Source organism: Paenibacillus sp. 2TAB23 (genome assembly GCF_052115165.1).
GTDB lineage: Bacteria > Bacillota > Bacilli > Paenibacillales > Paenibacillaceae > Pristimantibacillus.
Window position 1 is genome coordinate 494,679 of record NZ_JBFRGD010000002.1, and the last position, 22,784, is coordinate 517,462.

17 protein-coding genes are annotated in these 22,784 nt (G+C 47.1%); 5 read left to right on the top strand and 12 right to left on the bottom strand.

Annotated features, from left to right (window positions below; genetic code table 11):
* Window positions 1-6: 6 nt before the first annotated feature.
* From AB4Z29_RS04990 to AB4Z29_RS05000, 3 genes are all read right to left on the bottom strand, one after another.
* The gene (locus AB4Z29_RS04990; RefSeq protein ID WP_441941983.1) at window positions 7-1,593 is read right to left on the bottom strand and encodes an extracellular solute-binding protein; all 1,587 of its coding nucleotides are present in this window, start codon (window positions 1,591-1,593) and stop codon (window positions 7-9) included.
* Between the two features lie 66 nt (window positions 1,594-1,659).
* The gene (locus AB4Z29_RS04995) at window positions 1,660-2,529 is read right to left on the bottom strand and encodes a carbohydrate ABC transporter permease (protein WP_441941984.1); all 870 of its coding nucleotides are present in this window, start codon (window positions 2,527-2,529) and stop codon (window positions 1,660-1,662) included.
* 13 nt (window positions 2,530-2,542) lie between these two features.
* Window positions 2,543-3,490: an ABC transporter permease gene (locus AB4Z29_RS05000; protein WP_441941985.1), complete on the bottom strand. Its 948-nt coding sequence runs from the start codon at window positions 3,488-3,490 to the stop codon at window positions 2,543-2,545.
* A gap of 603 nt (window positions 3,491-4,093) precedes the next feature.
* Between AB4Z29_RS05000 and AB4Z29_RS05005 the strand changes: the two genes are divergently transcribed.
* Genes AB4Z29_RS05005 through AB4Z29_RS05015 form a run of 3 tightly spaced genes read left to right on the top strand, consistent with a single transcriptional unit; the run spans window position 4,094 to window position 6,599 of the window.
* Window positions 4,094-4,978: an ABC transporter ATP-binding protein gene (locus AB4Z29_RS05005; RefSeq protein WP_441941986.1), complete on the top strand. Its 885-nt coding sequence runs from the start codon at window positions 4,094-4,096 to the stop codon at window positions 4,976-4,978.
* Window positions 4,979-4,984: 6 nt separating this feature from the next.
* The gene (locus AB4Z29_RS05010) at window positions 4,985-5,782 is read left to right on the top strand and encodes an ABC transporter permease subunit (RefSeq protein WP_441941987.1); all 798 of its coding nucleotides are present in this window, start codon (window positions 4,985-4,987) and stop codon (window positions 5,780-5,782) included.
* 19 nt (window positions 5,783-5,801) lie between these two features.
* Complete coding sequence (locus AB4Z29_RS05015; protein ID WP_441941988.1) at window positions 5,802-6,599, top strand: ABC transporter permease subunit; 798 nt, start codon at window positions 5,802-5,804, stop codon at window positions 6,597-6,599.
* A 571-nt stretch (window positions 6,600-7,170) separates the two neighbouring features.
* Here the strand turns inward: AB4Z29_RS05015 and AB4Z29_RS05020 are convergent.
* The 5 genes from AB4Z29_RS05020 to AB4Z29_RS05040 form a co-directional block, all read right to left on the bottom strand.
* Window positions 7,171-8,223 (bottom strand): NAD(P)/FAD-dependent oxidoreductase, encoded by a 1,053-nt coding sequence (locus tag AB4Z29_RS05020; RefSeq protein ID WP_441941989.1) that lies wholly within the window; start codon window positions 8,221-8,223, stop codon window positions 7,171-7,173.
* 9 nt (window positions 8,224-8,232) lie between these two features.
* Window positions 8,233-10,221: an AraC family transcriptional regulator gene (locus AB4Z29_RS05025; RefSeq protein ID WP_441941990.1), complete on the bottom strand. Its 1,989-nt coding sequence runs from the start codon at window positions 10,219-10,221 to the stop codon at window positions 8,233-8,235.
* A gap of 512 nt (window positions 10,222-10,733) precedes the next feature.
* Window positions 10,734-12,809, bottom strand: a complete 2,076-nt coding sequence (locus tag AB4Z29_RS05030; protein WP_441941991.1) for a carbohydrate-binding domain-containing protein — start codon at window positions 12,807-12,809, stop codon at window positions 10,734-10,736.
* 35 nt (window positions 12,810-12,844) lie between these two features.
* A complete protein-coding gene (locus AB4Z29_RS05035) occupies window positions 12,845-13,534 on the bottom strand; it encodes a DUF4956 domain-containing protein (RefSeq protein ID WP_441941992.1) in 690 nt (229 codons plus the stop codon).
* Window positions 13,527-14,333, bottom strand: coding sequence for a polyphosphate polymerase domain-containing protein (locus AB4Z29_RS05040; protein WP_441942019.1), 807 nt, complete (start codon window positions 14,331-14,333; stop codon window positions 13,527-13,529). The genes AB4Z29_RS05035 and AB4Z29_RS05040 overlap by 8 nt, the downstream gene beginning before the upstream one ends.
* Before the next feature lie 228 nt (window positions 14,334-14,561).
* Here AB4Z29_RS05040 and AB4Z29_RS05045 point away from each other — a divergent pair, with 228 nt between their 5' ends.
* Together AB4Z29_RS05045 and AB4Z29_RS05050 are read left to right on the top strand one after the other, a co-directional pair.
* Window positions 14,562-15,248, top strand: a complete 687-nt coding sequence (locus tag AB4Z29_RS05045; protein WP_441941993.1) for a response regulator transcription factor — start codon at window positions 14,562-14,564, stop codon at window positions 15,246-15,248.
* Window positions 15,241-16,530, top strand: coding sequence for a sensor histidine kinase (locus AB4Z29_RS05050; protein WP_441941994.1), 1,290 nt, complete (start codon window positions 15,241-15,243; stop codon window positions 16,528-16,530). Before AB4Z29_RS05045 ends, AB4Z29_RS05050 begins: the two co-directional genes overlap by 8 nt.
* A 292-nt stretch (window positions 16,531-16,822) precedes the next feature.
* Here AB4Z29_RS05050 and AB4Z29_RS05055 read toward each other — a convergent pair whose 3' ends face one another.
* The 4 genes from AB4Z29_RS05055 to AB4Z29_RS05070 form a co-directional block, all read right to left on the bottom strand.
* Window positions 16,823-17,908, bottom strand: coding sequence for a Gfo/Idh/MocA family protein (locus AB4Z29_RS05055; RefSeq protein WP_441941995.1), 1,086 nt, complete (start codon window positions 17,906-17,908; stop codon window positions 16,823-16,825).
* A 57-nt stretch (window positions 17,909-17,965) separates the two neighbouring features.
* The gene (locus AB4Z29_RS05060) at window positions 17,966-18,403 is read right to left on the bottom strand and encodes a hypothetical protein (RefSeq protein ID WP_441941996.1); all 438 of its coding nucleotides are present in this window, start codon (window positions 18,401-18,403) and stop codon (window positions 17,966-17,968) included.
* A 126-nt stretch (window positions 18,404-18,529) separates the two neighbouring features.
* Window positions 18,530-20,143 carry a response regulator gene (locus AB4Z29_RS05065; protein WP_441941997.1) on the bottom strand — a complete coding sequence of 538 codons (1,614 nt, stop codon included), beginning with the start codon at window positions 20,141-20,143 and terminating at the stop codon, window positions 18,530-18,532.
* Window positions 20,100-21,956, bottom strand: a complete 1,857-nt coding sequence (locus AB4Z29_RS05070) for a cache domain-containing sensor histidine kinase (protein ID WP_441941998.1) — start codon at window positions 21,954-21,956, stop codon at window positions 20,100-20,102. Before AB4Z29_RS05070 ends, AB4Z29_RS05065 begins: the two co-directional genes overlap by 44 nt.
* Window positions 21,957-22,784: the final 828 nt, after the last annotated feature.

Consider the following 22,784-nt stretch of genomic DNA (forward strand, 5'->3'; position numbering starts at 1 on the left):
CTTCATTTACTTGATTAAACCGGCTTCTTTAAATTGCTTGACTGCCGTATCCTTAAACGTCTGCATGTCAAACTTGGTATCCAACGTTTGGAGGAAATGATCCCAGTTGGAGAGAGGGTCTTTTCCCGTCATAAATTTGACTAAGCTTTCATTAATGAAACGCGTGCGGTCAGCTGCCAAGGTATCGCTAGGATCTGCGGTCAATAAGTTTCCAGGCAGCGTTGGCCCCACATATTTCTGATTGTTCACGAAAGCTTCTGCCGTCTTCGGATTCTGGAAGCTGAAGTACTCGGCATCGTCACCGTGGCGCGGCATTCTGTAATGATCGACCCATAGGTACTTTTCTTTCATTTCCTTCGATAATTCGGACGTTTTATTTTTGATCTTGCCGTCCACCACGTCCCAATGAATCCCTTTGATGCCGTATGCGAAATTCGGATAGGCTTCTTCGTCCGTAAAGAGATAATTCAGCAAGGATAAGATCCGAATGATTTTGTCCTTATCCGCTTTCTTGGATATGGCCCATGAATTGCCTTGGAACGATTTTCTCTCTACGATTTGATCGCCGTAAGGCCCTATCATTGGAGGTATCACGATCCATTCCGGCACCTCTCCGCTAATTTCTTTCATTTTCTGCTGATAGTCCGGCTCCAGCCTGCGCGCATCCCTGATCATGAAGCCGATTTTACCTTTAAATAGCTTTTGGTCCAACAAATCAGGCGAGTTCATCGTCACCCAATCCGGGTCTACCACATTGGCTGCCATCATTTTATTAATGTAAGCGAGCGCTTCTTTCATTTTGGGATCGAGAAACAGGTATACCGGTTCATTATCTTTCACTTCAATGGCCGAAGGAGGATTCACGCCGAACATCCACATCAAGCTATCGAAGCCATAGGTTTGCAGACTGCCCTCTTTATTCATGCCGCCGATGAAACCGTACGTATCGTTTTTGCCGTTTCCGTCCGGGTCTTTCTCTGTAAAGGCTTTCATGACCTCAAACAGCTCGTCAGGCGTCGTTGGCACTTCCATATTCAGCTTTTTCAACCAATCGTTGCGGATGAAGAAGCTTCGGCTGATACCGTTTACATTATCATAACCCGGAACTCCGATTGTTTTTCCTTGATAGGACATCGCCTCCCAGGAGTCGCTGCTGAAACGTTTCTGCAATTCAGGGAACTGATCCAGATACGGCGTCAAATCCGCAAGCACGCCTTGGTCATAATATTGCGCGAGATCGGACCGACTCTTCAAGAAAAGTAAATCCGGGATATCCCCGCCTGCAATAAGCGTATTTAGCTTGGTTGTTGCTTGCCCGGCTTGAGGAATCATCATTTCCAAGTCGATGTTCATCGCCTTCTCCAGCATTTGCCGTTGAATGTCTTCTTCACGTGGTGGAATCGGAGCGGCAGCGTTGAAAGTGCCCTGATTAAACATCGAAATTTTCATTTTTTTCGCAAACGCGTCATCCGTGGTTGTTAAGTTGTTTGAAGCTGCCGGCTTAACCTCTTCTTGATCCCCACATCCAGACAATAGCGTTCCCAGACCTACAGTAGCAGCCAGAATTGCAAATGAAATCTTTGTTCTTTGCATATTGACCTCTCCTTTGTTTGTATATTATCACGGTTTCCCCGTAACAACCTAGATAAGAATTGCTTTTTAGCCTTTAATCGATCCCATGAGCATACCCTTGGTAAAATGCTTCTGCATAAACGGATAAACGATCAGAATCGGGACCGTAGTCACGACCACAGCAGCCATTTGCACGGCGAACTGGCTAACCGTTCCGGTATTGGCAATCGATTCCGCGCTTTGATTGGCGATGTTAAGCAGAATGTTGCGCAAGATAACTTGAAGCGGCATTAAGTTCGCATCATTGATATACACAATCGCATCGAAATAGCTGTTCCAATGCCCTACTGCGTAAAATAGGGAAATCGTGGCGAGAACAGGCATGGACAGCGGTAAAATGATTTTCCATAGCGACTGAAGCTCGCTTGCGCCGTCTACTCTCGCCGATTCCTCGATCTCAGCGGGCAATTGCTCGAAAAAACCTTTAATGATCACTAAATTAAAAGCACTAATGAGATGCGGAACAATCAATACCCATGGGCTGTTCAGCAGCCCCAAAGAGCGGATTAACAAATAAGTCGGAATTAATCCCCCGCTAAACATCATGGTAAACACAATGAATATTAAAAACGGACTGCGTCCCGGCAAATATTTTTTGGATAACGGGTACGCTGCGATTACCGTAAAAAACACATTTAAAGCAGTGCCTACAATCGTTCGGAACAGCGTTATTTTATACGCCTGCCCTATGCCATTAGAAATGAATACTTCTTTGTAGGCTACAAAGGTAAAGGATTCTGGTATAATCACAATCCCTCTTCTTAACACTTCCGATTCCGGCGTTACCGAAACAGCGACTACATATAAAAAGGGAAGCAAGCAAAGCAGTGATAGTAAAATTAAAATAAAATAAACGGCTGATTGCCATACCTTTTCCCCGATCGTCAGCTTAACCATAGCTCATACCACCTCACCAAATTTGCCCATCGAATTTTTTGGCGAGCTTGTTCGCAGCCAATACTAAAATAAATCCGATGACAGCTTTAAACAATCCCACAGCAGTAGCCAAACCAATTTTAAGACGCTCCAACCCTTCACGATATACCCATGTATCGATAATATCGATCTTCTCCTGATTAAAACTGTTGGCAAACATGAAGATTTGGTCAAAACCAGCGTCCAGAATATGGCTCAATTTAAGAATGAGCATTAGAATAACGACCCCTCGAATGCCGGGTAAGGTTACATGCCAGAGCTGTCTCCATTTGGAAGCGCCATCCATTCGAGCCGCTTCGTATAAGCTTGGATCAATCCCCGATAATGCGGCGAGGTACAGTATCGCCCCCCAACCAATGTCCTTCCATATTTCAGACGAGATGACGAGCAGTCTTCCCCAAGCAGGCTCCGTTAGGAAGGAGATAGGCTCAACACCGTTTTCCTTCAAAATCATATTAAAAAGGCCATCTCCCGGGGCTAATAATGCGACCATCAATCCATAAACAATGACCCAAGACAGAAAATGGGGTAAATAAGTAATGGTTTGTACGATTTTCTTAAACCATTGGGTATGAACCTCATTAAGAAGCAAAGCAAGTGCGATGGGAGCGGAGAAACCGAACAATAGCTTATACAGCGATATAATAATCGTGTTTCTCATGATGTCCCAGAAATAAACGCCGTTAATAAAGTCTTTGAAATTTTTCAATCCCACCCACGGACTATCCCATAACCCCAAAGCCAGATTGTAGTTTTTAAAAGCAATAACGATTCCCGCCAAAGGAATGTATTTGAATACGGCAAAATAAACCAATGCCGGGAATAAAAGAATGTACATCACTTTATACTTTTGTATGGCTCTTATCCACGAATTCCGTTTTTTGGAGATGGGAATGGCTTCCGCTGCCAATTTCGATTGCATGTCATCACCTCTTTTTTATTTATATTTGTATATTAGCACCCCCCTATCAGATAAATTTCTGTCATTTCAACAATTTCTTATAAGATTTTAAGTAAGTATGGCTTTGGATTTTTGCAATAAAAAGTCATCATTAGATCAACCGTTACATCAATAAAAATTGATTTATGATTGTCTGTTCGAGTATTAACGATGGAACAGAGACAGCCAGCCATTAAGACCGTCATCTTCAACACGAGTTAGCGTTGTCCCCGTTCTGACCAGCATGACCCGTGTAAGGATCGGGATCGAGTCAACGGTCGCCCGCACACGGGCCAACACGTAAACGGAAGGATTAAGCAAATAAGCAGATTTATTTACTAACGAGTATGAATGAGCAGCAGCGAGATTTTCGGTGATAAAACCTTTTTTCATACATCAAATGACCGTATTGCTTTTTAAATGGCGATATGGCTTCAAATACCCAATAACCAATGTTTTACAAAAGATGTCTGCAGGTTTACTATAGACGGCAAGCCGACTAAAGCTTATTATTTTCGCCGCATTTTCCAATGAAAAGACGGGAACCAGTGTGATCGTGAACCATAATAACAAGGAGGTTTAGCCATGAATGTAATCGAAATCACGAATTTGACCAAAACGTACGGAAAATCTAGGGGAATCACGAACGTCAGCTTTCATGTGGAGGAAGGCGAAATTTTCGGATTTATCGGTCCCAACGGAGCCGGAAAATCTACGATGATCAGAACCTTATTATCTTTGATTTACCCGACTAGCGGTAAAGCCGAAATTTTTGGTAAAGATTGCATCGAGTTTGCTCCCGAAATTGCCAAGCAAATTGGGTATTTGCCTTCAGAGGTTTTTTATTATGACAATATGAAGGTGATCGACCTCTTAAAATACTCGGCTAGCTTTTACAAAAAGGATTGCAACAAACGAATTAAAGAGCTAGCTGAAATCATGGATCTTGATCTGAAAAAGAAAATCGACGATTTATCGCTCGGCAACAAAAAGAAAGTCGGGATTGTCCAAGGACTGCTTCACGAACCAAAATTAATTATACTCGATGAACCGACCAGCGGCCTTGATCCGTTAATGCAGCAAAGATTTTTTGATCTGCTTCAGGCAGAGAATAAAAAAGGAGCAACCATCCTGTTCTCATCCCATATATTAAGCGAGGTTCAACGTTTATGCGATCGAGTCGCCATCATAAAAGAAGGAGAAATCGTCACGGTGGAAAAGATCAGCACGTTAAAAGAAAATAATTATAAAAAATTCAAAATCGAAACAAAAGAAACGGCAGAACATGCCTTTTTCAACATAATCGGCGTGAATAATCTTACTGTGATGGAACACTCCGTAAGCTTCTTATTCAGAGGCGATATTAATACCGTCATGAAAAAAATAACCGAAATCGAAATCGCGAACCTATGGATCGAAGAACCGGACCTCGAGGAGATCTTCATGCACTACTACGAAAAGGGGGTCTAATCAGCGATGAATATTTTTTTGCATGAATTAAAGTTTTATGGAAAATCAACGTTGATTTGGTCTGTATCATTGGTTGCCCTGCTCGTACTGTTCATGTCCATGTATCCGTCTATTGCAGGCGATATCGATTCGTTCAAAAAACTGTTGGATGGTTATCCGGAAGCTGTGCGGAAAGCGATCGGTCTTGAAGTGGAGAACTTGGGTTCGGTGCTCGGCTTCTACGCATATATCTTTCTCTATTTATCGCTGTGCGGGGCCATTCAGGGCATGAATATCGGCACGTCCATCATTTCCAAGGAGATACGAGACAAAACGGCGGATTTTCTTATGACCAAACCTCTATCGCGATTCACCATACTAACATCCAAGATTTTGGCCGCTTTGACCTCGTTAGCTGCTACAAACGTGCTCTTTTTAGTTGCAGCTAACATTATGCTAGATCAGGTGAAGTCAGAAGAATACAGTGCAGTAACCTTCGTTATGATAACCATCACGCTGTTTTTTGTTCAGCTTATATTTCTAGCACTAGGCGTGGTCATTTCGGTCATCGCTCGGAAAATAAAATCCGTACTCACGCTCTCTCTTGGAACCGTGTTCACCTTTTTCATCGTCGGCATGCTTGTATCAACAGGCGATGATGAAACGAAAAGATATCTATCTCCTTTTAAATATTTCGACACAGCCGCCATCTCTCGAAGTTCCAGCTATGAGGCCTCTTTCTTGCTAGCTGGTGCAGGAGTCGTCTTAATATCACTGCTAATAAGCTATTTTGTTTACATTAGGAAGGATATCCATGCGGTTTAAATGTTGGGGAGGCATTGAAATGAATATATTTTGGATCGAAATGAAAGTATACTCGAAATCTCTCATTTTTTGGAGTATCGGCATGATATTCTTAATTGCCTCCAGTATGGGCAAATATGCAGGGCTATCCTCTTCCGGACAATCCATGAGTGATTTAATGGCGGGCATGCCAAAATCGTTGCAAGCCCTTATGGGAATAGGAACGCTTGATCTATCGAAGGCAAGTGGATATTATGGCGTTATCTTTGTCTACCTAGTATTAATGGGAACGATTCATGCCACGATGATAGGCGCTAATATTATCGCGAAGGAAGAACGGGATAAAACGGCCGAGTTTTTGTTCGTCAAACCCATTTCAAAAAATAAAGTGATTTTATCAAAATTGTTGGCTGCGCTTGCAAATCTCGCTGTATTGAACATCGTTTCTTTGGTTGCCTCCCTCATCCTGGTCGTGAAATACAGCAAAGGCGAATCGGTAAGCGGCGATATCGCAATCACAATGGCGGGAATGTTTATTTTGCAGCTCTTGTTTTTGGTCATCGGATCAGCGACTGCGGCGGTCTATAACAATCCGAAGAAGGCCGCTCCTTTATCTACCGGGGTGCTGCTGGTCACCTATATGTTATCCATTGCAATCGACTTAAACGTTCATTTGAATTTTCTAAAATACCTCTCCCCTTTTAAATATTTCGAAGCGAAAAATTTAATGTATGGCGGAGGCTTCGAGGCTTCCTTCCTTCTCTTGTCAATCGTCTTAATTGCCGCATTAACCGTAATCACTTTTATGTGTTTTAAAAAGAGGGATTTGCGATTGTGATGATATGAAGTTATCCAAAAGCAAACTCATACTGTTCAATATTACAACTTTTGCACATCCCATTGCCAAGCCTAGAGTGATCGTTGCAAGCGCAAACGATATATGGATGGGGTTTGCTTCAAACATCAGGAGGCTACCTCCGACGCCTACTACAAGGGGCTGACTCAAAAGAGGGTCGCTCCATGAAGAAGCAGCTCGCACAATCGAAAATAAGAAGAAATTCGCATTAAATAAGCGTTGCAGAGAGCTATTCTGCAACGCTTGTTATTGATTTTGGTCTCTTGCTGATTTCTTTAAAACGGAGCATTTAAATGATTCTGGAGAAGCGTCAGCGGTCGTTTTTGTGAAGGGATTCCGACATTTCTTCGTTGATTCAAAGGAATCCCTGAGCAATTGCGATCGGAAGAATATTTAAATGTGCAGTTTGCAGTTGCAGTTTGTCTATTAACCTGAACAACAAAGATATTACATCGTCAAACTACTGGCTTATGAGTCAGCCCCTTACTTTTATATTAAAATGACAGTGTTACAAAATGGCGATACTTCGAATTGCAGCAAATGAAAGCTCATCTTATTTAGAATATAAATGCTTCAATATTTCCCGGTTTTTTTGGGTAAATAAATCACTGTGGGATGACACGGAACCCCATGCCCAAGCTTCAGGCGTAATGTACTGCTTTGCGCGGTTTACCGCATTTGCGGCATCCTGGAAGGCACCAGCAATCAAGTGCAGCTTTCCTTCATGGTGCAAAATGTCCCCTGCGGCAAATAAGCCTTCTACAGATGTTTCACTCATTGGAGTTCCATTGATTCCTCCATTTTCATCTAACTCAATTCGCATCGCGCTATTGTCCAGCAAATTCCGATCCCGTTCGTAACCGTGGCTGATAATGACTTCATCAACCTCTAATTCAGTCTCGGCATCATTATCATGGCTTCGCAGCACAACTTTGGAAATAAGCTCATGATCGGCAGAAGCAACCAATCGCTTTATCGTCACGTTGAACAAGCATTCAACTGAGCTTTCACGCAGCAGCGTTACCTGAGACTCATGACCGTTTAACATATCCTTCCTATACGTCAGATATACTTTTTGCGCGATTGATTCCAGCTCAATTGCCCAATCGATGGCGGAGTTCCCTCCGCCAGAGATGAGAACAACCTTGTCTTTAAAACGGGCCAGCGATTTTACCGTATAATGTAAGTTCGAAACCTCGAATCGCTCTGCTCCATCAATTTGCAGCTTAGTCGGTTGAAAAATGCCGTAGCCGACGGCTAAAATAACGGTTTTGGAGTAGTGGGTCTGACCGGACGAAGTGTGCAGCACAAATTGTCCGTCATCATTTTTAGAGATCGATGTCACCTTCTCGCCAAGCACGACATCAGGCTCGAACGTCAAGGCTTGCTCCTTCATCTGTTCAATGAGCAGCTCGCCAGTGACAGGAAGCAACCCACCCACATCCCAAATCATCTTTTCCGGATACATATGAACTTTTCCGCCGAGAAAAGGCTGAAATTCAATCAGTTTCGTTTTCATCTCGCGCAAGCCGCTATAGAATGCAGCGTATAATCCTGCGGGGCCGCCTCCAACGATCGTTACATCATATAATTGATCCTCAATCATGTTCTTCCTCTACTTTCCCGCGGCTTCGATAATCCAATTAGCCAAGTTGCTTATTTGTGCTTCGACGGCAATCGGGTCGCGATACCATGACTGGTTTTCATTCCAAAGATACGCTTTTCCATCCCGAATCGCCGGCAGCTTGCCCCAAATCGGATCGGCCTGCAGCTGCTCCAACGACGCTTCCGTCGTCAGAATTAAATAATCCCCGGTATATTTAGGCAGCATCTCCAGCGAAAGCTCATAATAGGAGTCGGTCAGCATATAATCAGGAACCTCCGAAGGAGGCTTCGTGCCCAACATTTCATACATGATTCGGCCGCCGCGTCCTGACTTCGGTCCGAATATAAATGCCATGCCATCATACTCTTGCATGACGGACACGGTCTCGCCTTTGCCGAGCGCAGCCTGTACTTTTTCGTTCAATTTGACTAGATTGCTCTCGAAATCAGCAATCCACTGCTCAGCGACATCCTCCTTGTCTAGCAGATCGCCGAAATAACGCATTTCCTCCTGAATGGACGTAAAGCTGTTGTACGGATTAGCCACCGTCGGTGCGATTAGTGAGTACTTGTCCACATTTTCTTTCTCGTTAATTTGGGTAATGATTAAATCCGGCTCCAATTCAAGCAGTGCTTCCAGCGATTCGCCCACATCAGTCACGCCGTCGAGCTTCCCTTTCAAATATGGACTATTCATCAAAAAAGTTTCAGCCGAGACTGGCTGTACGCCAAGCGCTAACACGGTTCCCAAATAGGCTTGCGCCGCAACACGTTGCGGATGCGCAGGCACTTCCACATCACCGACTGATGTCGTAATGGATCTCTTTTCGGCGTTGGCAGACGCCTCCGTCTCCGAGTTTGATGCGTTGTTCGCTGTCCGGCTTTCTGTGTTTTGGGTTGCCCCGTTATTTCCTCCTGCGCCTTCCGTTGCTGTACCACAGCCCGTCGCCACCATAGACAGACACAACAGCGCCGTCGCCAACAGATTTCTTTTCCTACTTGCCATACCATTTCCCCCATCCGTTTGTCGTAGATAATGATTATCATTACTAATTAGATGATACATTGCCGGATGGGGTGCTGCATCAGATAAATCTGACCAATTCGTTGTATATTCCGAAACTTCAGATCGATATTTTTTGCGGTATTGACCCGGAGTTATGCCCGTTTGTTTCTTGAACATGCGATTGAAATAGATGTTGTCCTGGTAACCTACAAAATCAGCTACTTCCTGCAGCGTCGCTTCTGTATCCCGGAGCATCTTTCGCGCCAAGTCCATGCGCAGCTGAATCACATAATCAAGTGGACTGCATCCCATCTGCTCTTTGAATTTCCGAGAAACATACTGCGGGGTATAGTTCATCTGCAGGGCCAGCCGTTCCACGGAAATCGCTCCGCGATAATTCCTTGCCATATAACGTATAACCTGCTCAGCCAACGAAGGTGCGCACGCATTTTCCGCCCGTTCTAGCAACGCCGCATGCGCGAAACGGATAAACTCCCCTTTGGCCTTCAACCGCCTCAATCCGTCCGCCGCTCCAATGTTTATATTTGTGTCAAGCTGCCCATTGCTCTCGTCGCTCGGCTTTTGCCAGCCTCCAAGCATGGTTTCGAGCATCTCCAGAAATGTGAGCGGTTCGGACGGCGATAACCCCCAACTTTCCTTAAACGGATTGTCAGTTTGCATCATTATATGAAACTCCCTCATGGCTGAAGCCGGCAACGAGGCATTGTATAAAATCATATATACGTCAAGCGTGCCGGCGGATCGAACATTCAACCGTTTCCCCTTGCCGACATGCATCAAACGAAACCGCTCAGACAACCACACTTCGCCGTCAGCCCACAATTCGGCATTTCCATTAGCCGTAAATATAAATAGGCTTGACGGTGTGATATAATCAGTGATTTCGTCACCACGTTCGATTCGAATCATTCGAACATCCAATACCCTAACGATGACTTGATTCCATAGTTGAATTTGTTCGTTGATGTTCATGTTACTGCCACATAACGGACGATAACCACCTTGTCCATTAGATCGCCCCTCCCAATAAAAATATCAAATCAGCATTTTTCTTGATGATTATGATTTTCATTATCATCAAGATATCAACAATAACGAATACGACCGGCTCAAGTCAAGCTGCACATTTAAATACTCTTCCGATCGCGGTTGCTCAGGGATTCCTTTGAATCCACGAGGAAAGGTTGGAATCCCTTCACAAAAGCGACCGCTGACGCTTTTTCAGAATCATTAATGCTCCGTTTACCATCATTTGCTGAAGAAGTCAGCAATAGACCAAAATCAAAAAAGCGATGCAGGTTAGCCTTCTGCAACGCTTTTTTGATGGAATCTTCTTGTTGTTCTTGTTGTTCTTGTTGTTCTTGTTGTTCTTGTTGTTCTTGTTGTTTTTAATTGTGTGAGCTGTTTCTTCAGCGAGCGGAACGCTTTTGAATCAGTCTCTTTACTGAAGAATGATTTGCGGATCCCTAAACGTCCTTGATTCTTTAATGCTCCTGCGTACCTGAGTCCGTCGTACCTTGTGGAGCAGCTCCAGGGACCGTGTCATCAGCTGGAGGCTGACCACTCTGGCCTTTCATTGGACGCTTACCACCTCCCATATCGCCTCTTCCGCCGCCCATGCCCATGCCGCTCTGAGCAGTCGTTACGCCCGATTCGTTCACCCAAGTGACAGCGCTCGTAATCTCGAAGCTGACTACTTTCGAACCGCCTGTGTACTCGCCGCCTTCATACAAGCCGTTCATTTCGGTGCCGGTAGACGAACCGCCTGAATAGATTGTGTATGTGCTACCCTGATTCAGGTCAGGCGAGCTGATCATGATCGATTGGAATGTTTTTAATGGAGCGAACGTTGCGATAGCATTTCCTTCGCTATCCTCGAGACGCACCATCGTTCCAGGTTCCAGTGCCTGCGGGAAAGTCATGAGCACCGATTGCTGCGTTGACGTGTCGGAAGTCGATTGCACCATGCCCGAGCTGCCCGCGGCAATCAGATAGCCGCCCGACATCTCGAAAGTGCCATCGTAATCAAGTGAGCCGTTGCCCGCATTGGTAGGACCGCTAACGGTTACTGTGCCGCCGCTCATCGCGATCGAACCATTGGAGTCGAGTCCGTCGCCTGTAGCGTTCACGTTATACGTGCCTCCAGTAATCGTCAGCATGTGCGTTCCGTCGGTAATCGTGTTCTGACCAGCGCGTCCGTTCACTGACGAACTGTCGTTCCCTCCTCCTACGTTCACGCCGTCGTCGGAAGCCGTTACAGTTGCTTCGCCGCCAGCCAGCGTAATAATGGAGCCTTCGATTCCTTCGTAGCTCTTCGTAATGTTGATCTTTCCGCCTGTGACCATAACCGCTGTATCCGCATGGATGCCATCATCACCGGAAGTCAGCGTGAGCTCGCCGCCAGCTATCGTCACATTGCCATTGCTGTGGATGGCGTCATCCGCAGAGTCGATCTTGAACGTACCGCCTCCCACTTGAATTTCCATACCTGCTTTCAGTCCTTTGGCACTTGTCGATGCTTCTTCCGTTGCCGTCGCATCCGTACCGGTCGCCGTGCTTGTCGTATCTGGCGCAGCTTGTTGACTGCCGCCCCAGCCGCCGCGCTCTTCGACATGCGTCTCTCCATTCGCGCTGCCGCCGCCGGTTATGAGCGAGAACGTACCGCCATTAATAAGCATGGATGTTTCCGCTTGAAGCGAGTCATTGCCGGACGTAATGTCGAACATGCCGCCGGCGATGGCAATAATCCCTTTGCCTTCTTCTTCTGCATTGGTCGCTTTCACGCCGTCACCGCCTGCTTCCACCGTCAGTTTCGCGTTTTCCAGAGCAGCCACGCGGTCTTTGCCCAATACGCCGTCGTCAACTGCCTTAACCGCGATCGTGCCCGATACCAGCTTCAAGTCGTCCCTGCTGTTGATACCGTTGTTAAAGTTGCCTTCCACCGTCAGCTTGCCCGTTCCGTTAATCGTCAGGTCAGCCTTGCTGTACAAGGCTGCGTTCGGTTCTTTGGCGGTCGCATCGGCATAGACGTAGTTCGTGCCGTCCGACAGCTTGTTTTCCGTGCCGTCTTGCAGTGTCAAAACAACCTTGCCTGCTTCCACGATATACAGAGGAGCACTGTCGTTGTCATGCAGCTCCAAGCCATTCAGGACCAAGTGTACCGTGCCGTCCGGCACATTCACCGTTAACTGTCCGTCGTTCAGTGTGCCGCTTAATACATACGTGCCGGCTTCCGTTATGCTCACTGAGCCGCCTTCGCCTGCTGCGGCTCCGGCTCCCGTCACGCTAGCCGATGTGCCGCCAAAAACGATCTTCGTCGAGCTGTCTTCGCTCCACTCCGTGTTGTAGTCTTCATCGTCGAACTCCACGAGGTCGTCCATCGAGAGCTCAGAGGTCGCAACCGCTGCCGTCACCGTCTGCTGATTCGTTGAAGCGTTCTCTGCGACCGCCGCATTGCCGGATGCCGCCGTAGTACTGCTTCCATTACTGCAGGCCGAAGCTAGCAGTACCGTGCACAAGGCGATTACGCCTACAAAACGTTTTAATTTTGTCTTTTTCATATCGATCTTCCTTCCGGATTGTAATGGTTGTTGCATTATTCTGCCGTAGCCGTAGGGAACATCGTCAAGGACAAATCCAAGTTGCCATTGCGGCACCGGATCGCGTCGAGAAATTCCTTCTGGTTCGTGTTCTGATCCAACGTGACGGTGTAGACGAGCTCATACAAGCTGCCAAGCTCGGTCGTACGGATTTTTTTCAATTCATACGCAATACCAAACTTATCGAATACTTCGTCGAATGCCTCCTCGTAGCCCAGGCTTTCCGGAATCGTTACTTTGAGCAGCTTCTGAGCCGACTTTCTCGCTCCGAAGTTGGTTTTACTCAAGATGAACATCAAGGCGCAAAGGATTACAGTGAACAATACCGCGTATCCGAAGGCGCCTACGCCGCAAGCCAGACCGGCCGCCATCGTGAACAGAACGTAAGCGATATCCTTTGGATCGCCGGGAGCGCTGCGGAACCGGATGATCGAGAAGGCTCCCGCAAGACTGAAAGCTCGGGCAATATTGCTGCCGATCAGGAGTATAATAATGGCGACAATTGTGGGCAGAATGATCATGGTTAGCGTGAAATTTTGCGAATAGCCAGTCGTGCTGGTTTTCATGTATGTGAAGCTGATAATGGCGCCGAGGGCGATGGCGATCAGGATCGTGACGATCGAGCTGCCAAGTGTCATTGCGGTTGTCGCAGTCGTAGGATTGAATAAAGTTTCGAAATCAAACATAGCTTGCACTCTCTCTTTCTATAAATGGTGTGATAGGTGTCGTTTGCGCGGTCGTTGTTGTTTGCGACCGCAACGTCGGCCGCTCATTGCCGTGCCTAACCGTTTTTTTGTATTCGTTGCCGTATTTAGAGTAGCTAGTGCGGTATAATCCATGCTCCGATAGCAGCCGTGACAGCCACAGTGGAATCGTGTTCTCGGCCTTTACTTCCATCAGCCACTTGTTGGCCGAGTCGAGAAGCTCGCCATGATCGCCAAGCTCCAGTCCCAGGTCGTACCGGCGATGGCGGATATTCGTGTCGAACGTAATGCGGAGGTCTCGGCTCTCCTTGCTGAACATTGCCATTCGTTCGTAAGCCAGATACACCTTCGGTTCGAGCTCGTAGCGGCATAGGAAATATTTGATTTCCTCGATCACCTGCTTGTTCATGTATGGCTGGAACGCTGGCTCTACTCCGGTTCGCACGAACTCGTACGCTTCGTTCAGCTTCAGTCCCGTTCTTCGTTTATTTACGCGACCGAACACCTTCTTCTTCATCTCCAGGTACACCTTCGCGTCGCCGCTCGGCACGCCGTACGCTCTTAGCCGGAGCTTCTCCTTGTATTTCGGCTTCGACAGGCTCGTCCGGATGAGCGAATCATGCGGAGTATCGAAGTAAAGGTTGCTGATCGAATAAAATTTATGCTGCTTGTTATACGCGTCAAGCTCCATATAATCCAGCAGGTCGTTATAAAATCTTAGGTACGCATCGTGGTCCAACAAGTATTTGTTCTCGTATCGGTTGAACACCTCAATAGCCATTTTTGTTTCATTCCTTTCCGACATTCGCTGTGGTCTCATCTCTCATGTCTGTATCTTAGTCCCCGAACCTTTAATGAATCTTAAACGACTTTACATTTCCTTAAAGAAAATCGCGCTTCCTATATATAGCGACCGAAAGGGAATAATCGAAAACAGTTAAGGTTGGTTAAAGGTTCGCTTGCTATAATGGGGATAGCAAATCTAGTAACAGCAAAGGATGAACAGCTGATGCGAATTTTAATCGCGGAAGACGAAATACATTTGGCGGAAGCCCTATCCCAATTATTGAAGAAGCAGAACTATTCCGTGGATGTCGTCCACGACGGCAGATCCGCTTACGATTACGCACTGAGCGGCATCTACGATCTTCTGCTGCTCGATGTCATGATGCCGGAGATGGACGGCTTAGCCGTGCTCCACAAGCTGAGGGGGGATGGCGAAGCGACGCCGGTCATCCTGCTGACGGCCAAAGGCGAGATTTCGGACAAAGTAATCGGACTCGATTACGGAGCGGATGACTATATCGCCAAACCGTTCTCGACCGAGGAGCTGATGGCCCGCATACGCGCTGCCCTGAGGCGTAAGGGAGAGGTCGTCCCTGAGGACGCGTTGACGTTCGGAGATCTTGAGCTGAACACAACGCTTTTGAAGCTGACCGTCAAGGGCAAGGAACTGAAGCTCAATTTAAAGGAAAGCGAGCTGCTCGAGCTGCTTGTGACGCGAAAGCTTGCCGTCACGTCAAAGGAGCAAATCATCGAAAAACTATGGGGCTTCGATTCGAACGCGGAATACAACAATGTGGAGGTGTACATTTCGTTCCTGCGGAAAAAGCTGGCCTTTCTTCATGCGTCTGTGAAGATTGCAACGATTAGAGGCGTCGGGTACATCCTAGAGGTGACGGAGCAGCATGTTTAAAAAACTTAAAAACCGATTTCTCCTGCTGAACTTGATCACGATCACCGTCATGATGCTGGCTGCTTTCACAGCCATTTATGCCATCACCTATCAAGACGTGAAACGCGACATTAATATGGAGCTTCATCAAGTTTCGGAATCTTATCATAAACAGCAGGACGGACCTAGACGGTTCGAACCGGACGATGCTGGCGCATCGCCTTCAGATATGTTCCAAGGCGAGCCGCCTACAGCCATGGATAACGACGGCTGGCGACCTGAAAGGTCCGTATCGTTCAAGCTGGAAGCGGACAGCACGGGTACGTTAACGAGCACCGACTCGCGATTTGATATGGAGGATTCCTTCTTCCAAGAGGCTCTCGAGATGGCAATAGCTACGGGCAAAACGACCGGTCAACTCAAGCTGGACGGCAATGAATGGGCTTTCATCGTTCAGCCGACCGCTGCTGCGGGCAACATGTTCGTCTTCACGGATGTTACCGCTCAGCAGGGTATTCTGACGAATATGATTTATACGTTTGGAGCTGTCGCTCTCGTAATGCTCGTCGTCATTTATTTCATCAGCCGTTATTTCGCCAGCCGATCCATTGCTCCGGTCAAGGAGGCGTTCGAGAAGCAGAAGCAGTTTATCGCCAATGCTTCCCACGAATTGAAGACGCCTCTTGCTGTCATACAGACCAACGCAGACGTACTGCTGGCTAACAGCGAGGATACAATTGTGAACCAAGCCAAGTGGCTGCATGTTATCAAGCAGGAGACAGTTCGCATGTCCAAGCTGACGGGCGATCTCCTCTATCTGACCGAAATGGAGGACGCGCGTTCCGCCATGATGCATGCCGAGTTTGACCTGAGCGAAGCGGTTGAGACGATTATGCTGACCATGGAAGCCGTTATTTTCGAGAAGGAGCTTCAACTCAAATATGAGATTGAGCCTGGACTTACAGTGATTGGCAGCATTGAACAGATTAAGCAGGTCATCATGATCTTGCTCGACAATGCCATTAAATACACAGGGCCGCGCGGAGTGATCGAGATTGAGCTGAAGAAACAGCACCAGGATGTCGTTCTGTCGGTCACGAACACGGGTGAAGGCATTGCCTCGGAGCAATTGCACCGGATCTTCGACCGATTCTATCGGACGGACTCCTCCCGCTCTCGCACACAAGGCGGCCATGGTCTAGGTCTTGCCATTGCCAAATCCATCGTCGATCAATATGGCGGCAAGCTCTACGCGAAGAGCGAAATTGGGGAATCGACGACTTTCTATCTGCATTTGGACTAATGGTCCTCGAATCGAAAAAAATCCCTTATGACCGTTTCAGCGGTTGCAAGGGATTTTTAATTTTTGCCTTAACTAGGCGTCCTTTGTACATGACGCACCGGACTGTCGAATAACGTTGTGAGCAGTTACTCAGCATGTTCATCCACACGCCGTTGAAGCTGCTGTCGTCATGGATCAAGTCAACCTAACTTCATCGTAGCAAATAACTTGAATTTCGGTATCGCAATAATCCGTAACGGCCGTGCCTGCTTTGCAGCTTCACGATTTTATCGGTGTCCATAACTCTCCTTCGTCATACTTCGGCCAAGGCATCAATGATCATTTTGAACAACACGAGATCGTCTTTATATTCCTCCGGCGTCGTCTTCGGCTCTTGATTCTGAGTAATCGCCTCGTGCAGATGCTTCAGCTCTAGCGTATACGGATCGGTGTAGGTCGGCCGTCGGACAGATTCCGTGTACTCTTCACCAACGGTTTCGCCGACGGTAAGCGTGGACGGCAGATGGCGGATATACGGGGTATCATACTGAACCTTGACGGACTTGCCGATCCCATACACCTCAAGATGTGCATCGAAGCGCCCCTGTCCGTCAACGCCAGTCTCGAACATGACGGAGAAGCTGCCGTAGTCGAAAATCACGGTCAAAAACGGTAAGCCTTCTGTCTCCGTATACTTGGCACCGACGATGCCCTGCGGCATGCCGAGCGCCTCCCTCATGACAGACAAATCGTGGCTGGACAGACCGACTAGTAAGCCGTAAACGTCGTGTAGCGGTGAACCGGCCGCTATTCCGGTAGCTTCCTCCACGAGCGCCGCTGTTCTGCGGTAACGGTCCTCCTTCAGCGATTCCGGAATATCCCCGAACGAGACCGTATGACTCGTAGGCTTGATGAAGAATGCATTAAGTCCGATGATATCCCGGACCCGTGCATAATGAATACGGTCCATGCTGCGGATCAAATGGACCGCTTCCACGAATGAAGCCGCAAAACGCCTCATATAGCCGACCATGACCTTCACACCGTTTCGATTCTTCGCTTCGATGATGGCGTCGGCTTCCGTGAACGTTAAGCACATCGGCTTCTCGATCAGGACATGTTTCTTGTTGTTCGCGGCTGCGATCGCACACTCCGTATGGTATTCGTTACTGTTAAGCACAAATACGACGTCTACGTCCGGATCGCTAGTGAGCTTGCTAGCGTCTGAGTAAAGACGGTTGATGCCGTATTGTTTTCCCATAGCGGCAAGCAGCCCCGGAGATACGTCGCACAGAGCCGCGATGCGGAAGTGATCGGGCATCGCGGCGAGTACCGGCAGATGAATGACCTGTGCGACTTCGCCTAAGCCTATAATACCGACGTTCAGGATAGGGGACATTACGTTTTCATCCTTTCCGTTTGTTTATATGAAGCTCTTTAGCTTATCTTATCTGGACTAAGATTGTGGGTACGGCCAGACCGGATAATTCGGGTAGGCCCTCATCTCCATCACGTAAATGTTATACGCGGCGGGATTGTCCACGGTCAGCCGAACACCGATGATCTTTTTGTTCGGATGCGGATTCTCGATCATCCAACGGTAATAGGTTCCTTCCCCAGTAGGCATCGGACGGATTGTATAAGCCGTCTCGAACAAGGCGTCGTCGACTTTGTACGCCTCCTTCTTAAGCGGAGCCGGGTCAAGGGAGAGAAATCGCTCCCGTGAGCGATCCTTATTGGAGATGTTAAACCCGTAACAGAGGGACATCTCCTCCTTGGTTCTATCCTCGTAGTTGAACGTGTACGCTCCGATCCGGTACTCCGCTTGATCCAGAAGGACACCATCAAAAAACAATTGATATTCCCTGTATTCATCTGTCGTGTGAATCACCACGACATAAGCAGTACCTCGCGACGGCCGATTCTGTCCGCATTGATCGAGCCGCTATTCGCCAAATGACTACTTTTTGATTCTTTATCTCGAAGAGCTAGATTGACAATCGGTTTTCTAGATGTATGCTCATTCTTTTTTGTTCTTAACATCGGCTGGCGTCACACCCCACGTTTTCCGAAATACTTTGGTAAAATAGCTGAAATCCCGATAGCCCAGCAATTCCGCGGTCTCTGACACCTTCATCCCTTCTGTCAACCATTGCATGGCAAGCTTCATTTTGCGCTCCACGATATATGAGGTGAACGACTGCCCCATCTGCTGCTTAAACAGGCGGGATAAGTATGAGGCATTAATATACAGCTTGCCAGCCACCTCATGGAGGCCGATATCCTCGTTAATGCTCGAATCTACCAATTCGATCATTTGACGGATTAATTCGTGACGGCTATTATGTTTGCTATCATTGACATATAAGCAGAATCGATCGATTACTTCATAAAGCCACTGCAACGTCTGGTCTTTCGTTGTCAATGCGCGGAGATTATAAAAATAAGTGATATGGCTGCCGACGATTTCTTTGAGCGACCAGCCCTTCAATTGGATGACGCGAACGAATAGCGAGCTCAGGTGCAATATATTTTGATGCACCTCGTCACTTGTCAAAGCCTGATCGACATAGACATGGACCCATTCATCAATCATCGCGATTGCTTTTTCTCTTTGCCCGGTCTCCAGCGCGTGAGCAAGCACCTTCTCCCTCTGGACATCTGCGGCAACAACGCTGCGCGACTCGCGTTTGTCGCGATAGGGAACGACGATATCATGCCCGTGCACCACTCTTTCTTCCAGCGCTTGACAGGCTTCCCGGTAAGAATCGCAGACGGTACTCGACTGGTCGCACGCACGGCCGATTCCGGCACTAGCTGTTACCTTGAGATATTCCTTGAGTACGCTCAATAGCCTTGTCGTATGGAGGTGAACCTCCGCCATAAAGTCGTTTCCTGATCCACCATTGCGCGTACTGTCATAGAATACAAGCACCGACGAGCCGGAGTGATTGGTGGAAATAAAACAAGGAACCTTATCCAGAAATTCTTTTGCAATCCCGAGCAACGAAATCTTTACAAGCATCATATCTTCCGCGCTAAATCGGCCTTCCTGATTCGTTAAAGGATCAGGATCTACAACCGTCACAGCCCACAATGCATTGGCCGGAAGCGTTATTCCTAATTCCCTGCTGCGTTGATCAATTTCCCATTCCGCATATTTGCCTTCTATCCAGCTTTGATAGAAGATATCCTGGAGTCGCGGCAGATGCTCTGCCCATTTTCTCTGCATCAATTCCTGATTATACTTGGCTTCAAGATCGCTGCGTATGCTCTCTCGCGCCTCTAAAACGGCGTGCAGCACTTCCGTATTGCCGGAGGGCTTGAGCAAATATTTCATGACATTCAGCTCAATGGCAATCTGGGCATACTTGAAATCATCATGCCCGCTCAGCACGATGATTTTCACAAGCGGATCCGTTTGTGCAATTCGTTTGGCGACAGACAGACCATCCAGATCGGGCATATGAATGTCAAGAAGTACGATATTCGGTTTCATCTGATCGAACAGCATTAACGCATCCATTCCGTTGCCCGCCGTCGCGACCACCTCAATTCCATGCTCTTCCCAAGGAATGTTGCGGGCAAGGTTATTCAGCAGACGAAGCTCGTCTTCTACGATCATGAGATTCATAGGCACCTCCGATTGGGATCCATAACACGATGGTCGTTCCCTCGTTTTCAATACTATCGATCGTCAATTCGGCCGGTTCGCCGTAATACAGCTTGAGCCTTGCTTTTACGTTCCATAAGCCGTACAGATCATGCCTGCGTATTTCATGTTCCCATACCTTATCCGTATGCAGCGAAAGCTTAGCAAGCTCATCCCTTATATAGCCGAGACGCTCCGCGTTGATGCCTTTTCCGTTATCGGAAACCTCAAGGCGCAGTCTTTGCTGCTCTACTCGGCAGTCGATTCTGACAAGGCCATCCTTTTTCTTCTGCTCCAAACCATGGAGAATAGCATTCTCTACGATCGGCTGCAGCAGCAGCTTTAAAACAAGACAAGACTTACTGGGTTCATCCACCTGAATAGATACGGACAGCTTGTCGATGAACCGTATGCGCTGGACGGTCAAATAATATTGAAGATGTTCGATCGTTTCTGCGACCGTAAACTCGTCTTGTCCCTTGCTCAGGCTTAATCTGAAAAACTTCGATAGATTCAGCACCATCTCCGTGATCTCTTCCGCTTCGTAATTTTCCGCCATACTATAGATGGAATCCAGCGTATTGTATAGAAAATGGGGATTAATCTGCGATTGCATGACGCGAAGCTCGGCCTTCAGCCGAAGCAGCTGCTGCTCATAATTGTTTTTAATCAAATGTTTTTGCTCCAATGCCATTTCGTTGAATGACTGCATTAAGTAACCGAACTCATCCTCCCGCTTATGAGGCAGATTCGTATTCAATTGGCCTATACGCACCTGCTTCATTCCGTGTGCAAGCGTGCGTAGAGGCGAAGCAATGCCTTGGTAGACGACCCAAGAGATAACGAGCGACAATAAAAAGCTCATGCTGATAATTACGTACATAAATGTCCGTAATTGGTTGATCTCGGCATACATCGCAGAAGCTGGCTTTACCATCATAATCGTCCAGCCTGACACTGCGGATCGGTAACGCACCAGCATTTCAGGATTTCCATTCTGCCCCGAATGGCGATTCACCGTGTAGTCCGATCCCGTTGTCCATTGCGGTGGCGTTATATCGGGGTTTGTTCCCACAATCAAGCGGTTATCGGAGTTCATAAGAAAAACGCTCGCGTTATTGGCGTGCACAAGTGTGTCAAGATGCTTCTGAAGATGGCTGGCCGAAATCGTTATCATTAATACATGTTTACGGACATCGGGCTTGAACGGATCCATCGCCAGCATTAACGTCAAGTACCCAGGCTGAAAGGATTGGTCCAATTGCTGATAAGAATCGAATTCGTCCACTCGCGGTATAAGCAGAAAGCGCTTACCACCCGATTTCAACAATTCGCCATACCAGGGCTGTTTCAGCAGCCCATCCATTCTTCTTCCTCCGTACTTGGAGGAAAGAATGGTTTCGGAATAGGCATGATAGATTGAGAATTGCGTTAAGTAATTGTTGACCGAGTTCATATTGGACAGCTGGTTAAGCACTTTGTTGAAATCCAATGTCATATCGGCCGTCAAATGAGTATTTTCGCGTCTCAACAGCTCATTCAGATTCGTATCCGTTGCCAAAGCCATAGACATGTTCTCGATGTTATTCATCGTCATATCGATTGCTTCCATGGCTGATGACAAGGCAATCCTGGTTTGTTCATTGACCTTTCGCTCCAGAATCTGTTCGGAGCGGAGGCTGGCAAAAATGCTGACAGCAACAAGTGGGACGAGGATGATCAAAAAGTAGCTCGTTAAACGAAATTGAACGGATCGTTTGTAGACACTCGTTATATTGCGGAGAATGGCGGGCAATCTTGAAACACCTCCGGTTAGAACGATTCATAGAACTTAGAATCCTATGTAATGTGCCTATCTTAACACAGAATTGGTAGAATGGGTGCTGCTGCCAAGAAGCTCACGCATGCCGCTCCTCGATCCCTTAATCGCACCGATCATGACGGCTTTGATGAAATATTTTTGCAGAAATGCATATCGATCATGATCGGTTTGTTCATCCTTTTTCCTCCTAGCCGCCAGTCTGGCTGCCGATAGGAAGAAAACACTGCGCCACCAGGGTTTTCTTCGGTTATCCTTATTTGAAATCGTTTAATTTATTGTCTTTGAGCGCCGCGTTGATTTGGTCGGTATACTCTTGGAAGATATCTCTTCCTTTGAACGTCGTCATTAAACGTTTTTTTCACCAGCCGTCACCTTCCAAGTGTTAATAGCGTTCATTTGCATACGTTAATTATCCGCGATGCTCGGTAGGATTCATAGACGAGAAGTTTGACTTTCGATTGGTACTTTTTTTACCACAATGGACTTTCAGCTCATCTCTAAGTTCTGTAGGAAGCACTTATTCAATAGATAAAGATACCTGTACCGGTAAATTTCCGAGTTGCGCTTCAAAATATAACATTCAAATGGTTCAGAGGAAGCAATAAAGAATCACAGATTTATAAACAATCCGTTACAAATTCGGCAGCTATGTAAATGACGAATTGTAATATGAAGTGCGACAGCTAGAAGAACAAAGAAGCCCATGAGTGGATTCGTGTAAAATGGAAGTTACCACACAACCATCAATTACAGGAGAACCCAACATGAGCTACTCCCATCTTAACATAATTGAACGAGGGC